Below are 21,061 nucleotides of genomic sequence, written 5' to 3'. Positions count from 1 at the left end.
CCTACCATTTTCTAATTCCCAACCTGTTCAAATGATAGCCCAGTAAGGTTTTTAACCTTTTCCAAGTAGCTACCTTGCTTTCAATAATCGTATACTTTACTTCAGGATTAAAGACCAAGGCTGTATAAGAGAGGTTTGAAGGCGATAAAATAAGTTCGTCACAATTGGAAAGGGTTATGCAATCCAGCAAGGCTTCTTTGGCTAATAGCAATCCATCCTTATGCTCTTCATTGTGATGGATGGACAAAGATCCTTTAGACCTGACACAATCATGTGCCCAAATTTTTCCTGGAAATTTCTTTTTTAATATTTCCAATAAATTGCTGTCATCTGTAGCTACAAATAATTGGTCATATCCTGGTATTTTATTTTTTATCTGCTTAAAAAATGCTTCATCACTGGCTGGTCTCACTTCTAAAAAATGATCCGTTTTTCTAAAGTGAACCCCTAAAGTCTTCACTTTAGCCATTTTTATGTTGATCTCTTCTATTCTAGCTTTTAATGCTCCATTAAATTCGATCCCTGAATTCAGAAACCCATACAATTGTCGAAGATGATTTCTATTCCAGATACGCAATGGATATACTTCGAACTGCTGATTAACTATCGGTTTATCTGTTGTTGAAAGTAAAGGCTGAATAAAAATCTCCGCCCAAAAGTTTTTAGCTTCATCTCCCCCTTTTCTTGAAGAGTAGGGATAAATTAAATTGCTAAAGTCTACATAAAATGGCAATCCATGCCGTTTGGCAAAACCTATACCGTAAACAACCTGTAGAAACAAGGAAAAAAAGCCACGAGTACATTTTCCATCGGGATGATTTTCACAAAAAAATTCATTTTCATAACAAGTAATAATGTATTTGGCATTTTGCTGCTGCAACTGTTTCAACCTACTCTCTGATACCAAAGACCTTTTAGGCATAAATCACTAAATGGAATAATTATATAGGTTATCCAAGCTTTTCCAACCTCTGACGGGTACCTGATAATGTCTATGAACAATTGAACTGGCACCAAAACTTTCCTTCCACTTAAAAAGGGACCTGTTTATGTTTAATCCCTGGTTTTCATTGGAATGACCGAAATCAAGAAATTGTCTTTTCCCAGCAAAATTTTCACAAAGGTATTGGATTAGGGCATCTAAGGCATGTTGGTCCCTCCCCTGCTTATTGCTTGCCAGGTATTGAGTATGTAGACAATTTGGTGTAAAGTATACTGTTGCGCCAGCTAAAACCTGATTTTCTTTGTAAACATTGAATTGCCGTATGTTTTGAGGAAATTTTTTCATTAAAAACACCATCTCCTCTTTAGAATGGGTTGGTTTTTTATTGTACCTATTATCAAGATTTGGCAGAAGCAATTCCTCCCAAAATAAATCGGGATCTTTGGATTCAATGATTTCTAGCTTTGCTAGATTGGCCTGTTTTATATTGGCTTTTCTTCCTTTATTGGTTACCCTTAAGGGCAATTTAATGGCCAAAGAAAGCTCCATTTGAATAATTTCGGCCTGAGCTAAATGCATTATATATGCTGTAGACTCGTCATGGTTAACATCGTAAATGGAAGGCGTTTCCTTTATCTGTAAACTATTAACCTCCAATGAATCAAAATGCCTCAGCAAGGAGTTGTAACATTCCAGCTTTTGGTTAAAAGAGCAAGGCGTATGAATCAACCCGCCAAAACTTAAGCCCTTGTGGGAATAAACCAGCTTTCCTTCCCTATGGGCAGAAAATACTGCTACTGGAGCGTTATCTTTATATACAATTACTGAACAATCTTGAAATTTACCAGTAGGATGATAAGCTAAAAACGCCCTGTCATGCATTAATGTAGCATTGGTAGCCTTAAGAAGAACTCTCTTCCAGTCTTCTTTCACCTTAGAAGAATATGGCATTACCTCATAAAAATTAGCAGGCAAGGCTTAGTGGACCTTTTGAGGTTTTAAACCTGGTCGCCAATGTGCGATCAGTGTTTCTTTAATAGGGTGAAAACCAATTTTTTTATAGAAATCCATGGCTCTTTCATTGGCCTTCTGGGTGGATAGTCCTAACAAATTAAACCCGCAGGCATTAAGATTAACAAACACCTCTCGCATCAATTGTCTGCCAATTCCTCTTCCTTGTTCACTGCCTTTAACGGCAAAAAGATCTACATGTCCTCTTCCTCGAAGTAATTTAAAAGTAATAAACCCTACTAGTTTACCGGAAATTCTTGCCACTACCACTTTATGTTTTTCTGTTTTGATAGTATCCCACCAATTACTGTACAACTTTTCGTATTCCTGATTTTCCAATAGCAAATCTTGTTTGAACCTGGACCACTGACCGCTAGTAAAAACAAGTTCTCTAAGTTCCTTTTTATCCGAAGTAGAAAGGTTTCCAGAAATAACCATTTCTGAAATCTCAACTTCTTCATGAAAATCAGACACCTTAACTAAATCCGATTTTATAATATTCTTGACTAAATCAACCCGAGTACTAATGGGAGACCAGCCCCCTAATTTGACTAATCCGGGTTTGCCCATTACATATATCAAATCAAAATCTTCAGCTTGGCTATGTACACTATCTAAATCTGGAAGACATCTACCCAACTGAAGTTTGCCTACTCTGTATCCAAATAAAGAAGTGTCAAAAGGTAGGAATTTTATCATATCAAGTTTTCTGATCTACAATATAACGTGGACGTTTCTTAACCCCTTCAAAAGTCTTCCCAACATATAGTCCAACTATTCCGATGGTTGTTAACAAACAGCCAAAGAGTATCCAAAGAGATACAATCATACTTGCATAACCCTGTACTACTATGGCCCCTGTAAAATAGCGGAACATAGTGATCAATGCAAACAAAAACCAATAAAAGCCACCAACAGCCCTAATTTTACGGTTAACCGCAACGGTTTGTCTGAAAAGGCAAGCAGGGTATTTAATCCCAATCGAAATTTAGAACTGAAAATGTAATTAGATTTAATGCTGGTGGATTTACCATGCGTTACATTAAAAGTGCTTTGTTTAAAACCCACCCAATGAACCATGGTAGGGAAATACCAATTGCTTTCTTTCATCTTCAGGATGCTATCAATCACTTTTCTATGATAAACACCAAAATTACCAATACTTGGATCCTGCTTGATCCCAGACATAAAATAAAATACCCTGTAATAAACAACCGATAAAATCTTCGTTATCCAACCCTCTTTTCTTCCCGTTCTTCTTGCCAAGACCGCATCATAACCAAACTGGGCCTTGGTTAACATCATGGGTATTTCTTCGGGAAGATCCTGTAAGTCTGCGTCCATTACAACAGTCCATTCGCCTTGAACCAAATCTAAGCCTGCGGAAATGGCATGATGCTGTCCGAAGTTACGGCTAAACCGCAGCCCCTTTATAAAGGAATCTTCTGAAGCAGCTTTAGCAATAATACCCCAGCTTCCGTCACTGCTACCGTCATCCACCAAAATCAATTCAACTTCCGAACTAATTGAAAACAAAACGACTTTTAGTCTATCAATTAATTCTTTTAACCCTGCCTCAGATTGAAACACCGGAACTACAACGGAAAGGTATACCTTCTTTGGGTCGGTCATTCTTGCACTTGTTCATAAACCAACAAACCTACCACACCCTCACTAGGTACTTTCTCTAAAACATTCACTTTTAATTTTCTATTGATCTTTTCTTCGGTTTTATTGATTAAAAAATCAAGGTAATCCAAATCAATCGAGCTTGCTATTATGGTCAATTCTATGGTTCCAGTATCTTTACCTTCTGCATAATCCCCTTGGATTATTGCCTTATCTACACTCCCCAGCCCTTGAACAACTTGCTCAATTAAAGTATCGAAACCTAAATATTTGCTTACGATACTTTTGAGTTCTTGGTAAAGTGGATGAATTTCATTTGCTTGGTAACTTTTGGTTTTCCCTTCATTTTCCCAACTGAGTAACCCTGCTTTTGTAAGCCGGTTAAGCTCGATTCTTATAGAATTTGTGGATTCTCCAAATTCTTCTGCCAAACCTCTCAAATATCCTCGGTTTTTCGAATTCGAAAAAAATTTCACCAATAACTTTATGCGTGTTTTAGAAGTAATAAGAGCGTCTAACAATATAGCGTCAAAATCGTAGGAATGAAAAACTTAATACAAAATGCAATTTATTAGAAGCAAAAAACAAATATAGCCACACTTAATCATAGGGCACTGGTACGCCTTCATAGCTTCGCCACGTAACACACATCGTGGGAGTAACAAAATTACTCGATCGTAACAATTTCACAAGTTTTATTGAAAATTTTAGAATAAAAAATTTCATTTGAGCCAAAATTTAAATGCTATTGACACAATTAAACTGGCCCGAAACAGGCATTTTATCTTCGTTTTGTGAATTAGATCAATACAATGCCCACCCCTTTATTACCATTTCCATCCCTAACATAGTCTTGCTATTTCTCCATCGCTAAATCGATTGATTTTCTATTGATTACCTTGACCCTGGTAAACCCAATTGCCTAAACCGGCTTAAAAAACAATACAGGTAAAAGCAAGGAACCATTGAAAAATACAAATGTACCCTCTATCTTTAGGGCTAACCTTTTAAATAAACCGAAGATATTAACCTTATGGAAAAAATCAAAGTAGCGGTTGTAGGCACAGGATTTATAGGCCCTGCCCATATTGAAGCCCTAAGAAGAAACCCTAATATTGAAGTCGCTACCCTTTGTGAGGTTAGTGAAGAACTGGCAAAAGAAAAGGCAGCCCAGTTAGGGATAGAAAAGGCCATGCTTTTCGAAGACATGCTAAAGGATGAGGAAATTAAAGTGGTACATATATGCACTCCAAATTTCCTACATTATAGCCAATCCAAAGCAGTTTTAGAAGCAGGAAAACATGTGGTTTGTGAAAAGCCACTTGCCACCAAAATCGAAGATGCTGAAGAACTAGTTGCGCTCGCTAAAAAAACAGGATTGGTAAATGCTGTGCATTTTAACCTTAGGTATTATCCTATGGTTAGACAAATGAAAACCATGAGGGAAAGCGGTGAATTAGGAGACATTTATTCCATCATGGGTTCCTATTTACAGGATTGGTTGTTCTTAAAAACAGATTACAATTGGCGTTTGGAACCTGATAAATCAGGTGACTCAAGAGCGATTGCAGACATAGGGTCTCACCTTTTGGATTTAACCGAATATGTTACAGGTTTAAAAATCACAGAAGTGATGGCTGACTTTTCTACAGTCCATAAAACACGTTTAAAACCGCTTAAAGCCATAGAGACTTATAGCGGTAAAAGCTTGGATGAATCTGATTATGCAGAGGTTCCAATTAATACTGAAGACCATGCCACCGTCATGTTAAGGTTTGACAATGGCAATAAAGGATCAGTAACTGTCAGTCAGGTCAATGCTGGAAGAAAGAACAGGTTAAACATTGAAATAGCTGGATCCAAAGCCAATTTTGAATGGTGTAGCGAAAAGCCAAATGAAATGTGGATTGGTAAAAGAGAAACTGCCAACCAACAACTGATGAAAGACCCTTCTTTGTTCAGTCCTGAAGCAGCTAAACTTATAGGATTTCCAGGAGGACACAATGAAGGTTTCCCTGACACTTCAAAGCAAATGTTCAAGGAGGTATACGCTGCCGTAGTAGAAGGCAAGCAACCAGAAAACCCAAGCTATCCTACTTTTGCCGATGGCCATAGGGAATTGTTGATTTGTGAACGTATTATCGAAAGCCATAAAAAACAGGCTTGGGTAAAAATTTGATGATGCTAAACAAATTTTGGATTTAAACGTTTCTAATTGTTGTTCGAATATTTTAACCTAAATCTTAACCAAACAATGAAATCATCAACTATTAAAATGTTAGGCCTATCGACTTTACTGATGTTATCAGTAGTTTTTATGTCCAATGCTCAGAAAAAAGCTAGTCCTGCTAAAACTGCAGTAGGTACTATAAATGGTGCGAAAATAACCGTTAACTATAGTAGCCCAGCTGTCAAAGGAAGAACTATTTTTGGTGATCTTGTTCCATTGGGAAAAGTGTGGAGAGCTGGAGCAAATGAAGCGACTTTGATTGAAACCAGCAAAGACATTCAAGTAGAAGGTAAGAAATTACCGGCAGGAAAGTACAGTTTCTTTATCATTCCAGGAGAAAATTCAAGCACATTTATTTTCAATAAGCAAACTGGACAATGGGGAACCAAATACGATGAAAGCAAAGATGCTTTGAGAGTATCTGTAAGTTCTAGTCAAACCAACAGCCTGACAGAAAACCTTACCTACTCTGTTTTAGAGGATGGTTTGGAAGTAAAATGGGAATACGGAAGCGCAAAAGCATCCATTAAATAATTATTAAAAAGAGGTTGTTTCTATTAAAGATTCAACCTCTTTTTTTTGCCTTTATTTTCTAAAAATAGTAAATACTGCTCCTAAATTTTTGCAAAAAGTCGTCACTTCTAATTTCACCCTACTGAAATTAACTTTCTAGACCGCCTTGTTTTTTTACCTTTGAAAAAAACAATTACACTTGAAGGCATTTCCCCAACTACCCATTTTAGAGGTAATCCCTCAATTAAAAAAACAACTTCAGTTATTTCCTATCCTACTGTTACATGCCCCTCCCGGTGCTGGTAAAAGTACGCTTGCTCCATTGACTTTAATGGATGAACCATGGCTTCAGGGAAAGAAAATATTAATGCTTGAACCAAGGAAACTTGCTGCCATTAGTATTGCGCAGCGCATGGCTCAAATCCTAAATGAACAGGTAGGAGAAAGAATTGGCTATCGGGTAAGGTTCAATACTTGTGTGGGAAAACAAACTCAGATAGAAGTCATCACTGAGGGGATTTTAACCAGAATGATGCAACAAGACAATGCGCTTGAAGAGGTAGGTTTAATCATTTTTGATGAATTTCACGAGCGAAGTATTCATGCAGATCTTGGATTGGCCATAAGCAGAGAAATCCAACAAGTACTTCGCCCAGACCTGAAATTATTAATAATGTCAGCTACACTTGATAGCAAAGACCTTTCCACTAACCTTAAGGCGCCTTTAGTCGAAAGTATGGGAAAGGCTTTTCCTGTGACCATCAATTATCGAGAAGGAACTGATTTATACGCTTTACCGGAAAGTATCAGCCATACAATCGAAGAAGCAATTAGCGAGCATGATGGAGATTTGCTCGTGTTCTTGCCTGGACAGGGAGAAATAAATAAGACCGCACAAATATTAACGCAAAGGTATCCCCAACTTGCTATAAATAAACTGTATGGCCAGTTGGCTTTCAATCAACAACAAGCGGCGCTATTTCCCCACCCCGAAGGAAAGAAAAAAATTGTTTTGGCCACCGCAATAGCAGAAACCAGCCTCACTATTGAGGGGATAAAAATCGTAATAGATGGCGGATATATGCGGACCAGTAGATTTAATCCCAACTCGGGATTGAACAGGCTTGTCACCATACCTGTCACCCAGGATACGGCTACCCAAAGAACAGGAAGGGCTGGTAGATTAAGCCCAGGGGTTTGTTTCAGGTTATGGTCCATAGGAAGTCAGGAAAGATTGCTTCCTTTCAGGCAACCTGAGATTTTAGAAACTGACCTTACCTTTCTGGCGCTTGAACTTTATAAATGGGGCATTAATGACCCATTAAAATTAAGCTGGGTTACGCCTCCCCCACAAGGCAATTGGTCACAAGCTATAAGCACTTTGGAGCATCTGGGAGCAATAGCAGAAGGGAAAATCACTCGACATGGCATTGCCCTGCATAATTTCCCCTGCCATCCCAGAATTGCACATTTACTGGTATACAGTCAGGATTTAGGTCTTGAGGGACTGGCAACAGATCTTGCGGCAGTGTTAGAAGAAAAAGATCCACTACCTCCAGGAGAAAGTTTGGATATCAACCTGAGAATAGAAGGACTTCGAAGGTATAGGGCCACTTCTTCAAGTCATTTTACCTATAAAAAAATTGAGCAAGTTGCGAAAGCTTACAGACAAATACTTGGAATAAAAGCTGAAAATAAGCCTATAGACCCCTATGCTACAGGGATGTTGATAGCGCAAGCTTTTTCGGAGAGAATCGCTTCAGCCAGACCTGCTAACCAGGCTCAGTTTCAATTGGCAAATGGTAAAATCGCCAGCATGGACAAGAAGGATGACCTGGCCCATGAACCTTGGCTAGCTATCGCTCAAATGGATGAAAGGAAAGGCATGGGTAAAATATTTATGGCAGCACCTTTATCTCCCACAGACCTCAGACCTATGGTTAAATCCACCCAAAGGGTATATTGGGATGAGCAGGAAGCATCGCTGCAAGCTGTCGAAGAATTGAAAATCGGGCAAATCGTCCTACAGAAAAAGCGCATTCAAAATCCGGACCCTCAATTGATGCAACAAACCCTATTAGACATGCTTGCCCAGCAGGGAGGGAAGTGGCTTACCTTTGATGATGATTTCATGCAATTACAGCACAGGATTATGAGTCTTCGTGCCTGGAATGGACCTGAATCCTTACCCGATTTTAGTACAGCCCAGTTGCTAAAAACCCTAAAAATTTGGCTTTCACCGTATTTAAAAGACGTAAGATCTGGCTTTGAAATTAAAAAATTGCCTCTTGCTACTATCCTTAAAAATAGTCTTAATTATGAGCAACAGGAAGAAATTAAAGGCCTTGCTCCAGAGAAAATAAGTCTCCCAAGTGGATCCGCTTTATCCATTAAATATGGTATGGATGGTGAACCACCTGTTTTGGCAGCAAGACTTCAAGAGCTTTTTGGCTGGAGCACAACACCCAAGGTCAATAATGGGAAAATACCATTGCTCATCCATTTATTATCTCCCGGTTTTAAGCCAGTTCAAGTAACGCAAGATTTAAAAAGTTTCTGGGACAACACCTATCACGAAGTTAGGAAAGAACTAAAACGCAGGTATCCGAAGCATCATTGGCCTGAAAACCCATGGGAAGCCCAGGCAGTAAAAGGGGTTAGAAGGAAATCATAAAACTTGGGCCAAACGTTTTGGATTGCCAAGCATTAACTGAATGGCAAACGTACCATTATAACTTAAATAGAGAATTTCAATTACTTGACAACTTCACAAATATCCAAATCAAACAGATAAAATCACCATTAATTCTCTTCCTCATTTGATAATAATATAATAATTATTGAACTTGAAATATTATTTTGATTTCACTAGATTTACAGAATTACACCAATAACCCATCCACAATGAAACAAGTGTTTTTTTCCTTCTTTTTGTTCCTCCTAATTAATGCCTCAATTGCTCAAGAGTACAAGGTTTATAAAGCGCCTACTTTTAGAGAAGAGTGGAGCAAACCCGGCTACTACCCTGACAGAGTTGTATTAAATTTCGGTGCAGATCCTGCAACTGAAGCCAACGTTACCTGGAGAACAGATACCTCCATTCCAACAGGGTATGCTGAAATTGCCATAGCTGATGGAGCACCAAAGTTCTGGAGAAATGGATTAACTGTTGAGGCAGAAACCGAAGTATTGGATGGATTGAAGGTAGAGGATGCTAAAGTCAAAGCCCATTACCATTCCGTACAATTTAAAAACTTAAAACCGGACACCATGTATGGTTACCGGGTTGGAGATGGTGAATCATGGACCGAATGGATACAGTTCACTACCGCTTCCAGAGACGATGATAAGCCTTTCTCTTTCCTATATGTAGGAGATGCACAAAATTATGTTCTTGAACTTTGGTCCAGGTTAATACGAGAAGGTTTTAGAAAAGCACCGGATGCTAAATTCATCATCCATGCTGGTGACCTGATCAATAGCGCCCATAGAGAGCAGGATTGGCATGAATGGTTTACGGCCGGAGGATTTATTCATAGTATGGTTCCTTCCATGGTTACCCCAGGAAATCATGAATATGGGGACATTCCTGAATTAGACGGAGAAGATGCGAAAAGAAGACTTTCCTTACAATGGCGCCCTCAATTTACACTTCCTGAGAACGGACCCAAAGTAAAAGGTCTAGAAGAAACTGTTTATTATATGGATTACCAAGACGCGCGGATCATCTCTCTAAACAGCAATGTTTTGCAAAAGGAACAAATCCCATGGCTGGAAAAAGTGCTTTCAGAAAACACAAAAAAATGGACCATCGTGACCTATCACCATCCCTTGTTTTCTGCCTCAGCAGGTAGGGACAATGATGAATTAAGAAAAGCATGGAAGCCTATATTTGACAAATACAAAGTTGATTTGGCCCTACAAGGGCATGACCACAGCTATGCAAGGGGTCGTGTTTCCCCAGAGGACAATGTCATTGATGGAATGAATGCAAGGGATAAAACAGGGACTGTTTATGTAGTTTCTGTTAGTGGCGGAAAAATGTACAGTGTGAGTGAAGAAGGATGGGACGCCTTAGGTGCAGAAAGGGATCGTAAAGCTGAAAACACCCAATTATTTCAGGTGATTAAAGTAGATGGAGATAAGCTAAGTTTTGAGTCCTATACGGCTATAGGTGAATTATACGATGCTTTCGATTTGGTAAAACAAGAAAATGGGATCAATGAGTTCATCGAAAGAAAAGCTGAAGCAGGAGAGGAAAAAAGATTCTCAAACACCATCCCTTATGAAGACCCATTGCCGGAAAATCTTCAACCCATATTGCTTTCTAAATATCCTGGAAATAGAATCTCAAGGGTAAATGCCTCCAAAAATGGAAAAGGAGTCTTGGTTTTTAGTGTAAGGCTAGAAAAAGATGGGGAAAGAACAATGGTGAAAATTGACGAAAAAGGAAATATACTGGAATAGGTTTACCAATATAAGTGAATAGAAACTAAATATAATGGGGTCAGTTCTTGAAGCTTTTCAAAAACTGACCCCATTTTAATTTTCAAAACCGAAATAGGAAATGGCCATTCTAGGAACAGTTTTAATTGACTCCTACCCGAACTAAGCCCAAGGCTCTAAATAGCATTATTTTATTTTTTATATAATCAAAGTTTACCAAAAAAATCCCCCTGCCCCCCTTTGAAGAAAAGGGGGATTTCGAGTTTTCAGGATTGACGAGTGTTATCTGATTTGAATTTTCTCAACCCATTTCAATGCCACTAATTCAGCATTAAATTCCCAAATCAGCAATTCCCCCTTCGACATGGGAATTATTACGGGCACAAGAAATGACCTATTACGCAATAAACTTTATTTTTCAGGTAAAGCAAAAGCTACATAGGCATCTCCAGCTGGTGTACCCAATCTATTTGCCCCACCAGCTGCGATTACCACATACTGTCTTCCTCCAACTTCATAGACTGCAGGTACCGCATAGCCCCCAAAAGGGAGTTTATATTCCCATAAAATTTCTCCTGTACTTGCATCAAAGGCCCTAAACATCTCATCCGGCGTCCCTCCCATAAAAACCAGTCCGCCTGCAGTAGCTACACAGCCACCAAAGTTTTGGGTTCCTGTCGCTGGCACTCCTCTTTCTTTTAATTTTGGGTATTCACCTAAAGGCACTTTCCATTTAATGGTATTGGTTTTTAAATCGATGGCATTTAAAGTTCCCCAAGGTGGCTTGCTGGCAGGAAAACCTTCTTCATCTGTAAAAAGTCTAAAGCCTTGCAGTACATATCTATCGGTGGCTCCAGCTTCTTCCTTGATATCATGAATAGGATCCGAAACAGTTTCTATTTCAAGCAAGTAATCCATTAAAGCATTTAGCTTTTCTTTATTGAAACCTTGAAATGCTGGCATCAAACCATTTCCCTGGGTAATTATCTTAGCCAAAGATTCTCGGGAATGCCTGGCTTTAATATCTTTCAGTGGTGGAAAGGCATCCGTTAGCCCTTCTAAGTCTGCACCATGGCAGTTGGAGCAATTGGACAAGTAAGTACTCCTCCCAGGTAGCACTCCAATCGAACCACTGCCATCCTGGTTTTCAGAAATGTTGCGGAGCTGTAAAATCATAGGGATTTCATTGGCATTCACATACAGCATTTGGTTGTCCGGATCATAAGAGGCCCCACCCCAAATCATCCCTCCTCTTGTTGCTGGATTGGTGAGGGTGCCTTCTAAACTTGGAGGAGTATACAAGCCTTCATTGCGGTATTTTTTAAATTCATTTTTCGCGTAAGCATTGGCTTCAGCAGAAATATTTGTCAGTGTTGCGCTGTCCAAACCTTGTCTCACAACAGTGATTCCCTGGTTAAACTTTTGAGTGGGATGGGCTACTTCGCCTGGAACATAGGAAGGAGGTGCATTTCTCACTTCCATGTCCATTAAGGATTTCCCTGTTATTCTGTCCAGTATAATCAGTTCTCCCATCTTGGTAGGTTGTACCAGAGCTTTAACGATACCATTTTCGGTTGGTAAATCGACAAGGGTAGCGGCACAAGGCAAGTCATAATCCCAAATATCATGGGTCACGGCCTGATAATGCCATTTTCTTTCTCCAGTAGCAGCATCTAGCGCTACTATGGCATTACCAAAAAGGTTTTCTCCTAACCTATTTCCACCATAAAAATCATATGCTGGAGAGCCTGTGGAAACATAGACCCAGCCTTGGTCCTCATCCAAACTCAGCCCTCCCCAGTTATTGGCACCACCATAGTTTTCACCTTCTTGCCAGCGCCAGGTATCATGTCCAAACTCGCCTTCCTTAGGAATGGTATGAAATATCCATTTGAATTCTCCCGTTTTAGCATTGTATGCCCTTATATGACCTGGAGAAGCATCATAACCCTCCCCCGTTGCAGATCCAATGATAATCAAATCCTGAAAAACCAGTCCTGGTGTACTCAAAGAGATCGATAGGGATTCGGGATCAACGCCTAGGTTTTTTCGCAAATCAAGCTTACCTGCTTCGCCAAATTCTGCCACCAATTCACCTGAATGACCGTCTATGGCAAACAAGTATTGTCCAACTGCCATAAAAATACGCAAGTCATTTCCCTCTTTATAGTGGAAAAACCCTCGGTTAACCCCTCCTGACTGACCGTAAAGCTCAGGGTCAAAACGCCAAAGCTCCTCACCCTTTTCGGCATCCAATGCTATCAGATCAAGTTGTGGTGAGCTCACATACATAATATCACCTATGATCATTGGGTTGCATTCCATAGGTGTTCTCTCCTTGCTGTCCCCTGTATGAAAAGTCCATGCGGGCTCTAGCAAGTGAACATTCTCTTTGTTTATCTGATCCAAACCTGAGAACTGAGCCGCTGTTTTTGAAGCACGATAATGCTCCCAGGTTTGGTAATCTTTTGCTTTTGAGCTATTGTTTTCCTGTGAACAAGAAAAGATCGCAACCAGGCAAATAAAAGCGATAATACTATTAATTGTTCTTAACATTCTTTTCAATTGTCTCTTCAAATGGCCATTCTGCATCCTCAGTTCTGGAGCTCTGCATCAAGCCTTTTAATTCTTCTACCACTTCAGGAAAGTCTGCAGCCAGGTCCTTGGTCTCTCCAGGGTCTTGCTCCAAATCATAAAGTTGAATGGTTTCATTTCCTTTGAATACGTCCAATTTAATCCCTTTCCATTTGCCTTTCCTTACTGCTTGTTTGCCTCCCTTTTCATGAAACTCCCAATAAAGATGGGAATGAGTAGCTTGCTCTTCTTTGCCTAATAGCGTAGGAAGAAATGACAGCCCATCGAGTGCACCTTCTGTACCCACACCAACGATTTCTGAAAAGGTGGGTAAAATATCCCAAAAAGCACTGATATGATCGGTTTGGCTTCCCTTTTCAACTTGTGCTGGCCAACTAAGAATCATAGGCACATGAATTCCTCCCTCTAATAAATCTCGCTTATATCCCTGAAAGGGCCCATTGCTATTGAAAAAATCAGGGTCTGCTCCTCCCTCAAGGTGGGGACCGTTATCTGAAGTGAAAATGATCACTGTATTGTCCAAAATTGCTAATTCCTCCAATTTGGAGACGATCTGACCTACATGATCATCCAGAAGTGTTACCATGGCCGCAAAAGCTGCATGTGGGTAAGGCTGAGAGCCATATCCCCCCATTTTGTAGCGAGGATGTTCGGGATCGTCTGTCCCTTCATAATTAGTTTCAGGGCCCAATTTACTTTCGTATTGATAAGGAGGTTCTGGATTTGTCTTGGTCAGAAACTTCTCCATGTATTCCTCAGGAGCAAAAAGCTCTGCATGTGGAATAATGGTAGGTGCAAACAGGAAAAAATTAGTATCCTTATTGTTTTCAATAAAGGCCAATCGTTTTTCCTGGATAAGATAAGGTGCATATTGTCCTTCATCCGTTCCCTGATTGCCTTCAAGGGTTACGATTTTGTCATTGTCCCACAACTCTCTTGGGTAATAATTATGAGCGATGGTCTGACTGTTAAAACCGTAAAAGACATCGAAACCCTGGTTTAATGGTGCTCCTTCAGACCCCGGGTAACCAAGTCCCCATTTTCCAAAAGCCCCAGTGGTATAGCCCGCTTTTTTCAATATACTTGCCAAGGTCTGGGTACCCTCTTTTAATGGAAACTGCCCCCCATTTAAACCTCTGTTTCCCCTGACCTGGGTATGTCCTGTATGTAAACCCGTCATCAATGCCGACCTTGAGGGAGCACAGACCGTGGATCCTGAATAATGCTGGGTAAATACCATTCCTTGCGCCGCCAGTTTATCAATATTTGGCGTTTTGAATTTGGTTTGACCTAAAAAGCTCAGGTCTCCGTATCCTAGATCATCTGCCAGGATATAGATGATATTTGGTTTTTCAATAGATTCTTCTTTTTCCTGACTATTGGTGCAGGAGGCCGCCACCATGATAAACAGGGCCGAAAAAAGGGTCCAATTGGTTAGGCTATTGTTTTTGATTGTCATTTTGGATTTAGGATTAATTGTTTTCATCGGTATACAGACCTGTGTCTCCTTTTTCTAGTTGTACTAGTAATTGTTCCACCAATTCTGGCTGCTCATTGGCTATGTTTTTTGTCTCTAAGGGATCATTGAGATGGTCATACAGCTCTATTGTTGGCGTCTCCTCTCTAAAGTATTTCATCATCCGATACTTGTCGGTACGCATCGAAATACCATTTTTAAAGTAGCTAAAAGCTAGCGCCTCTCTGTTTTCATCCTTCCCATCTTTTATCAATGGCACCAAACTTTGTCCATCCAATGTGAAATTGGTAGGTACCTCCGCAAGCTCCATTAACGTAGGGTAAAGATCAATACTACTCACAGGCATATCGGAAGAAATCCTGCGGGCCGCTAAACCAGGAACTTTAATTATCAAAGGACTCCTAAGCGCAGTTTCAAAAATGGTATGTTTGCCCCACACCCTTTGGTCGCCCAGGTGCCAGCCATGATCACCCCAAACCACAATTATAGTATTCTCAGCAAGCCCTAGCACTTCCAATTCATCCATAACTTTACCTACCAGTGCATCACTGTAACTAACGGCAGCATAGTAGGCATGCTTAAGTTTTCTGGCATATTCATCTGACAACTGATGGTCTAAGCCTGCTTTTTCTTCACCAAGCGCATATTGATTGAACTCTCCACTTTCTTGTAAACTGCTCAAATCAATGTTTTCAGGAATATCAGGGGAAGGCGATAAGGGAATATCCTCACGATCGTATAAGTCCCAATACTTTTTAGGAGAAGTAAAAGGTAAATGTGGTTTAAACAAGCCCAAACCCATAAAAAATGGCTCCTCTTTATCCGCCAACTCTCTGAGTTTTTTTATGGCCAATTGAGCTGAAAGACCATCTGGGTAGCCCTCATCAGACACCTCTCCTGCCTCGTAAGGTTTTACTTGTTTCTTTTTACCTTGCCTGTTTGAGCCATCCGCATAACCGAAAAAAGCATTCCAACCATTCCCCCACTTCCCTGCGTCAAAAAGCATCTCATCCCAGCTGAAAGGCATTTCCGCTTTTGCTCCTACAGGGCTTTCTTCATAACCATATACCAGACCTTCTATAGAATGGCTGATTTTGCCTATTCCTACCGTATAATAGCCATTTCTTTTTAGGTGATGAACAAAACTTTCCGGTCGTTCTCCCTCAGGAACATCGGCCATCATTTTTTCAATGGCTGAATTTTTTAAATGCTCCCGATTACTTGGAAGCATTCCCGTGAGTATACTACAGCGTGAAGCACCACAGGTAGGCACCTGCACATAGTGATTTTCAAAAATTGTTCCTGCTTGACCTATGGCATCAAGATTAGGGGTTTTGATGATGTCATTTCCATAAACCCCCAGTTCAGGTCTAAGGTCATCAATGGCAATGAATAGAATATTATAAGGTTTTTTCTCTTGAACCTCGGTTCCACAGGACTGAAGGAAACCGATAAAAATAAAGCAAAGGAATAGCGATAATTTAGGTGTCATTGGGTAGGTTTATTATTAATAAAATTCAGATTAAAGCAATTTAAATATAAAGGTTAATCATGTAAATAAAAACATACTTTTATTAAGCGGTCAATTCCAATAATAATAGATGGTATAATTAGAGTGAATGAAAAAAATCAGGTACTATTTCAATTTACTAGTGCAGGTAAAAATATATTCCTTGAATTTTAAATAATCCTTTCTGATTTAGCTTAGACCTTAATAAGGCTCTGAAAATACTGTCACCTGGTGAAATTGTTTCTAATAAATGGTCAGGACAGGTCATTACGAATTCTATTGCAGAATCCAGCTTAAACTTATAATTCTTTTTACCTTGTAGCCTATAAGGCACACAAGTTTTCTGAATTTTCAACCAACACAATGCGTCCAAAAGAAAAGTTAAAATTAGCCCTCCAGCAGAGACAGCCGCTGGGTTAAAGTCCATACAGACCGTTGCTTATCGCATTTGGGAGGAAACCCATGTGGGTAAAGGGGTGAAAACACTCTTTAAACTCAACCAACCTAATGGCTTTGATTGCCCAAGCTGTGCCTGGCCAGACCCTGATGCCAATAAAGTTTCCAAGATTGCTGAATATTGTGAAAATGGCGCAAAAGCAGTAGCATGGGAAGGAAGTGCGAACACAATTGAACCTTCCTTTTTCGAGCAATATAGTATCAATGATTTATTGGAAAAATCTGATCATTGGCTGGAAAAACAAGGCAGGCTTACACAGCCAATGGTATTGAAGTCAGGTGACACCCATTATTCGCCTATTACCTGGGAAGCCGCCTTTTCTCTTATTGCCACGCAACTTCTGGCACTTGATCATCCAGATCAGGCCATATTCTATACTTCTGGCCGCACTAGTAATGAAGCAGCCTTTCTTTACCAGTGTTTTGTCAGGCAATATGGTACCAATAATTTACCCGATTGTTCCAACATGTGCCATGAGGCTTCAGGTAAAGCCCTAACCGATACCGTAGGCATTGGTAAAGCTTCCGTAGTACTCAATGATATCCCTAAAGCGGATTTATTGATCGTGATGGGGCAAAACCCCGGAACCAATGCGCCCAGAATGCTGACGGCAATGGAGGAATTAAAGAATAACGGTGGAAAGATCATTTCGGTGAATCCTTTGCCGGAAACTGGCTTATTGCAATTTCGACATCCTCAGAAACCCTGGGAGTGGATTGGTAAGCCTACTTCCATTCATGACCTTCACTTACAGGTAAAGGTCAATGGTGACCTACCCTTAATGAAAGCCTTGCTTAAAATGCTTTTAGAGGCAGAAAAAAACGCTCCAGGAGAAGTGTTTGACACAGCTTTTATTGCTGAATTTACGGTAGGATATGAAGCCCTTCGCCAGCATATAGAAACAACAAATCTGGCCGAAATGATCCAGGAAAGTGGTGTTCCCGAAAAGCAAATAAGGGAAGCAGCTTCCCTTATTATTGGAAAGAAGAACATTATTATTGCCTGGGCAATGGGAATCACCCAACATAGAAATGCAGAAAATACCATACGCGAAATTGTAAATATCCTTTTGCTAAAAGGAGCCATAGGAAAACCTGGTGCTGGCACCTTGCCGGTAAGAGGCCACAGTAATGTACAAGGCGACCGCACCATGGGAGTTTGGGAAAAAATGCCGGATAGCTTTATGCAGCGACTTGGGAATGCTTTCAATTTTAAGCCGCCTATCAATGAAGGCGTGCATGCCGTAGGTGCCATTCAGGCCATGGTCGATGGTAAAGGCAAAGTTTTCATGGGCATGGGTGGTAATTTTGCACTGGCAGCTCCTGATACCAATATAGTTTTTGAGGGATTAAAACAATGCGCCTTAACCTTTCATGTCTCCACCAAACTCAATCGAAGCCATCTTATCCATGGCAAAACAGCCCTAATTCTACCCTGCCTTGGCAGAACAGAAGAAGACATTTCCAACAATGGCCCCCAGTTTGTCAGTACAGAAGATACCGCTGGGAGAGTTAGAAGATCTCATGGCGACCTCAAGCCTGTTTCCCCTGATTTAAAAAGCGAAGTGGCCATTGTTTGTGACATGGCAAAAGCGGTATTAGGTAAGGAAAACCCCACTGACTGGGAAGGAATGAGCGAAGATTACGGCCTTATTCGTGATAAGATAGCCGAAGTAATTCCTGGTTTTGAAGACTACAATGAGCGCATAAAAGTGGCGGGCGGATTTTACCTGCCCAATGGGGCCAGAGAAAGGAATTTTAACACTCCAGACAAAAAAGCCAGGCTAACAGTAAATCCGGTCAACTTTAACAAAAACCCTGAGACTCCTTTTATTTTAATGACGGTTAGAAGTCACGACCAATTCAATACCACCATCTATGGCTATGATGACCGCTACAGGGGTATCAGCAACAGCCGTGAAGTAGTGATGATGAATAAAGATGACATGAATCAATATGGATGCAAAGCTGGGGATCTGGTGAAGTTGACAAGTGTATTTGAGGGAGAAAAGCGAATACTTGAAGGTTTCCAGGTGGTTCCTTATGACATCTCTCCAGGATGCCTTTCCGTTTATTTCCCTGAGGGAAATGTACTGGTGGCATTGGGAAACAATTCAGAAGAAAGCCACTGCCCTGCCTCTAAATATATTGAAGTGTTTTTGGAAAAAATGGACAATGGAAGCGACGAATAGTCTGGTAAGTTTTAGTAGCATATACAAGTACAGCAATTCTGATGTAACAGAACTGCAAGATTTGATAGCGGTGGAAGAGCCTTTGCAAATTCGCCTCGAATTTGAACACAAAGGAGAATGGCACAAAAAGGATTTGCTAGTCACCATGAGGAGTCCAGGAAATGATTTTGACTTGGCCCTGGGCTTTTTATTTGCAGAGGGAATCGTCGAAAGTGACGAGGACATCTTGCTGATGCGGTATTGTCAAAAAGTAAAGCCAGAGGAAAAAGGAAATGTATTGATCATCAAATTTGTAGAAGGCCACGTCATAGACCTCAAAAAACTTGGGAGGAACTTTTACACCAATTCAAGTTGCGGTGTATGTGGAAAAACGGCCATAGAAGCTGTAAAATGTAAAAACGGTGCTTTGCCATTGGATGAGAAATGGCAGATTAGTCCTGAAACCATCCTGGCCATTCCTGAAAACCTACAGTCCTCTCAAACAGCTTTCAAATACACTGGTGGTCTGCATGCAGCCGCATTGTATGACAAAAATGGAGAATTGGTAATGCTTAGGGAAGACATTGGGCGCCACAATGCTTTGGATAAGCTTATAGGAGCCAGCTTGAAAGCCAAAATTGATTTAGGAAACGAGAAAATTGTCTTGTTAAGTGGCAGGGTAAGCTATGAAATGGCGCAAAAAGCCATCAATGCAGGGATTTCTGTTCTACTAGCATTTGGACCTCCTACCCATCTTGCTGTGGCTCTTGCCAAGGAAAAACGGATGACTTTGGTTGGATTTTTAAAAAATGAAAGCTTTAATATCTACAGTGCGGAGGAAAGAATTAAAATAGTGGGTAAAAAAATAGTTTAACGATTACCCACCATTTACAATGGAAAAATTCCATTTTGAAAAGTTTATTTATCACCTGTTTCAAAGGTACAAAGGTTGACTAGATTAAAAATACCGTGATCGGGGTATTTTTTCTGCATTTTTGATTTTCCTTTCAATCCTATAAATCGTAAACAGCTATTTTTAAGACATTTACAAAAAAATCAATTTTTTGAGTTAAGGTATAAGTTTTACTAAAATCCAACTAAAAGTTAGACCATATTTTAGGGTAAAAACGAAAAAAACAACCTTAAAACTGGAACGAATAAAAAACCTTGGTTTTAACCAAGGAATAGAGTATATCGAGAAAGCCTGATAAATGCTGGAATAATGACCACAGCTGAGGATCCAAGTACAGATTTATTTATCCGGTTTAATGCTTTTATTCTATATTAAAAAACAAGACGCATGATGGATATTTAAGTTACCTCTTAAACTTTAATAAACCCAAAAAGCTAATAAAGTTGGAATGCCTTTATTAGAAGGCATTTCCTTTCAACTTTTCAGAATAAAGCCCATTTCGAAGCATCCATTTCTTTAAGGAATCCCTTTCTTGCTCTGTTAGGATTTGATTGGCCTTGTTGATTTCGTTTTTTAACCTTCCCAAATCAAAACGCACATTTTTTATAATTCTCTTGTAATAATCTAAATAAGAAGTCTCCATAACAATTGTATCTAATTTAAAATTACGTCTATAAAACCCAAACATCTATAACCCTTCATAAACCAAGCAGGATTCCGTAATTGTAAATAATATTACGTTTATCGCTCAATAATGTTAGCAATTAAAACCTTAAATTTGGTTAAACTATACTCCAAACCTTGTGCCATAAATTTGACTTTATTTTAAATAATTAAAGTGCAATTGTAGCATGCCAATCTGACTGAGACTTATAGTAGATTTGACATAAAAAAGACTTTTTGACCAAGAGTTTATCTTCATTTGGCTCAATATTATTGAAAGGTCAAATTCCTGAATTAACTAATGGCTGGCACTGTTAATCCTATAGTCTTTTTTACTAGAAAAAATTGAGTGATCGTCCACGATAAATTTTTTATCAAAAAAAACATCAGATGAAGGCGACGTTAGGACCAGTTAAACTTAAAACCAAATAAAATATTTCTTATTAAACAAAATACAACTTAAAAATTAACAATAATATTAATTTATAGTACTTATTTAAATAA

General features: G+C 39.6%; 15 protein-coding genes. 6 read left to right on the top strand and 9 right to left on the bottom strand.

Features of this window, described 5'->3' with window-relative positions; all coding sequences use genetic code 11:
- Position 1 precedes the first annotated feature (1 nt).
- The 5 genes from ADICYQ_RS14240 to ADICYQ_RS14220 form a co-directional block, all read right to left on the bottom strand.
- Complete coding sequence (locus ADICYQ_RS14240) at positions 2–922, bottom strand: O-fucosyltransferase family protein (protein WP_020891611.1); 921 nt, start codon at positions 920–922, stop codon at positions 2–4.
- A 6-nt stretch (positions 923–928) separates the two neighbouring features.
- Positions 929–1,894 carry a hypothetical protein gene (locus ADICYQ_RS14235; RefSeq protein WP_146946843.1) on the bottom strand — a complete coding sequence of 322 codons (966 nt, stop codon included), beginning with the start codon at positions 1,892–1,894 and terminating at the stop codon, positions 929–931.
- Between the two features lie 27 nt (positions 1,895–1,921).
- On the bottom strand, positions 1,922–2,653 hold the full coding sequence (locus ADICYQ_RS14230) for a GNAT family N-acetyltransferase (RefSeq protein ID WP_020891609.1): 732 nt from the start codon (positions 2,651–2,653) through the stop codon (positions 1,922–1,924).
- A 183-nt stretch (positions 2,654–2,836) separates the two neighbouring features.
- Entirely contained in the window at positions 2,837–3,586 is a 750-nt protein-coding gene (locus tag ADICYQ_RS14225; protein ID WP_020891607.1) for a glycosyltransferase family 2 protein, read from the bottom strand.
- Positions 3,583–4,104, bottom strand: coding sequence for a helix-turn-helix domain-containing protein (locus tag ADICYQ_RS14220; protein WP_040416350.1), 522 nt, complete (start codon positions 4,102–4,104; stop codon positions 3,583–3,585). Before ADICYQ_RS14220 ends, ADICYQ_RS14225 begins: the two co-directional genes overlap by 4 nt.
- A gap of 512 nt (positions 4,105–4,616) precedes the next feature.
- Between ADICYQ_RS14220 and ADICYQ_RS14215 the strand changes: the two genes are divergently transcribed.
- From ADICYQ_RS14215 to ADICYQ_RS14200, 4 genes are all read left to right on the top strand, one after another.
- Complete coding sequence (locus ADICYQ_RS14215; RefSeq protein WP_020891605.1) at positions 4,617–5,762, top strand: Gfo/Idh/MocA family protein; 1,146 nt, start codon at positions 4,617–4,619, stop codon at positions 5,760–5,762.
- 75 nt (positions 5,763–5,837) lie between these two features.
- On the top strand, positions 5,838–6,347 hold the full coding sequence (locus ADICYQ_RS14210) for a DUF2911 domain-containing protein (RefSeq protein ID WP_040416349.1): 510 nt from the start codon (positions 5,838–5,840) through the stop codon (positions 6,345–6,347).
- 178 nt (positions 6,348–6,525) lie between these two features.
- The gene (hrpB, locus tag ADICYQ_RS14205) at positions 6,526–9,000 is read left to right on the top strand and encodes an ATP-dependent helicase HrpB (protein WP_020891603.1); all 2,475 of its coding nucleotides are present in this window, start codon (positions 6,526–6,528) and stop codon (positions 8,998–9,000) included.
- A gap of 230 nt (positions 9,001–9,230) precedes the next feature.
- Positions 9,231–10,793 carry a purple acid phosphatase family protein gene (locus ADICYQ_RS14200; protein WP_020891602.1) on the top strand — a complete coding sequence of 521 codons (1,563 nt, stop codon included), beginning with the start codon at positions 9,231–9,233 and terminating at the stop codon, positions 10,791–10,793.
- Between the two features lie 390 nt (positions 10,794–11,183).
- Here ADICYQ_RS14200 and ADICYQ_RS14195 read toward each other — a convergent pair whose 3' ends face one another.
- From ADICYQ_RS14195 to ADICYQ_RS14185, 3 genes are read right to left on the bottom strand one after another with little or no spacing between them, the layout of a single operon-like run.
- Positions 11,184–13,328: a pyrroloquinoline quinone-dependent dehydrogenase gene (locus ADICYQ_RS14195; RefSeq protein WP_020891600.1), complete on the bottom strand. Its 2,145-nt coding sequence runs from the start codon at positions 13,326–13,328 to the stop codon at positions 11,184–11,186.
- On the bottom strand, positions 13,312–14,826 hold the full coding sequence (locus tag ADICYQ_RS14190) for an arylsulfatase (RefSeq protein WP_020891599.1): 1,515 nt from the start codon (positions 14,824–14,826) through the stop codon (positions 13,312–13,314). The genes ADICYQ_RS14195 and ADICYQ_RS14190 overlap by 17 nt, the downstream gene beginning before the upstream one ends.
- A 13-nt stretch (positions 14,827–14,839) precedes the next feature.
- A complete protein-coding gene (locus ADICYQ_RS14185; RefSeq protein ID WP_020891598.1) occupies positions 14,840–16,336 on the bottom strand; it encodes a sulfatase in 1,497 nt (498 codons plus the stop codon).
- Between the two features lie 365 nt (positions 16,337–16,701).
- Between ADICYQ_RS14185 and ADICYQ_RS14175 the strand changes: the two genes are divergently transcribed.
- Both ADICYQ_RS14175 and fdhD read left to right on the top strand, forming a co-directional pair.
- The gene (locus tag ADICYQ_RS14175) at positions 16,702–19,002 is read left to right on the top strand and encodes an FdhF/YdeP family oxidoreductase (protein ID WP_040416346.1); all 2,301 of its coding nucleotides are present in this window, start codon (positions 16,702–16,704) and stop codon (positions 19,000–19,002) included.
- Positions 18,986–19,855, top strand: a complete 870-nt coding sequence (fdhD, locus tag ADICYQ_RS14170) for a formate dehydrogenase accessory sulfurtransferase FdhD (protein ID WP_020891595.1) — start codon at positions 18,986–18,988, stop codon at positions 19,853–19,855. Before ADICYQ_RS14175 ends, fdhD begins: the two co-directional genes overlap by 17 nt.
- A 496-nt stretch (positions 19,856–20,351) precedes the next feature.
- On the opposite strand, the gene ADICYQ_RS14165 is transcribed toward fdhD, so the two are convergent.
- Positions 20,352–20,537 (bottom strand): hypothetical protein, encoded by a 186-nt coding sequence (locus ADICYQ_RS14165; RefSeq protein ID WP_020891594.1) that lies wholly within the window; start codon positions 20,535–20,537, stop codon positions 20,352–20,354.
- Positions 20,538–21,061 lie beyond the last annotated feature (524 nt).

It is taken from the genome of Cyclobacterium qasimii M12-11B, assembly GCF_000427295.1.
GTDB lineage: Bacteria > Bacteroidota > Bacteroidia > Cytophagales > Cyclobacteriaceae > Cyclobacterium > Cyclobacterium qasimii.
Note: the sequence above shows the minus strand (reverse complement) of the source record. Positions and strands in the feature narration are given on the sequence as shown.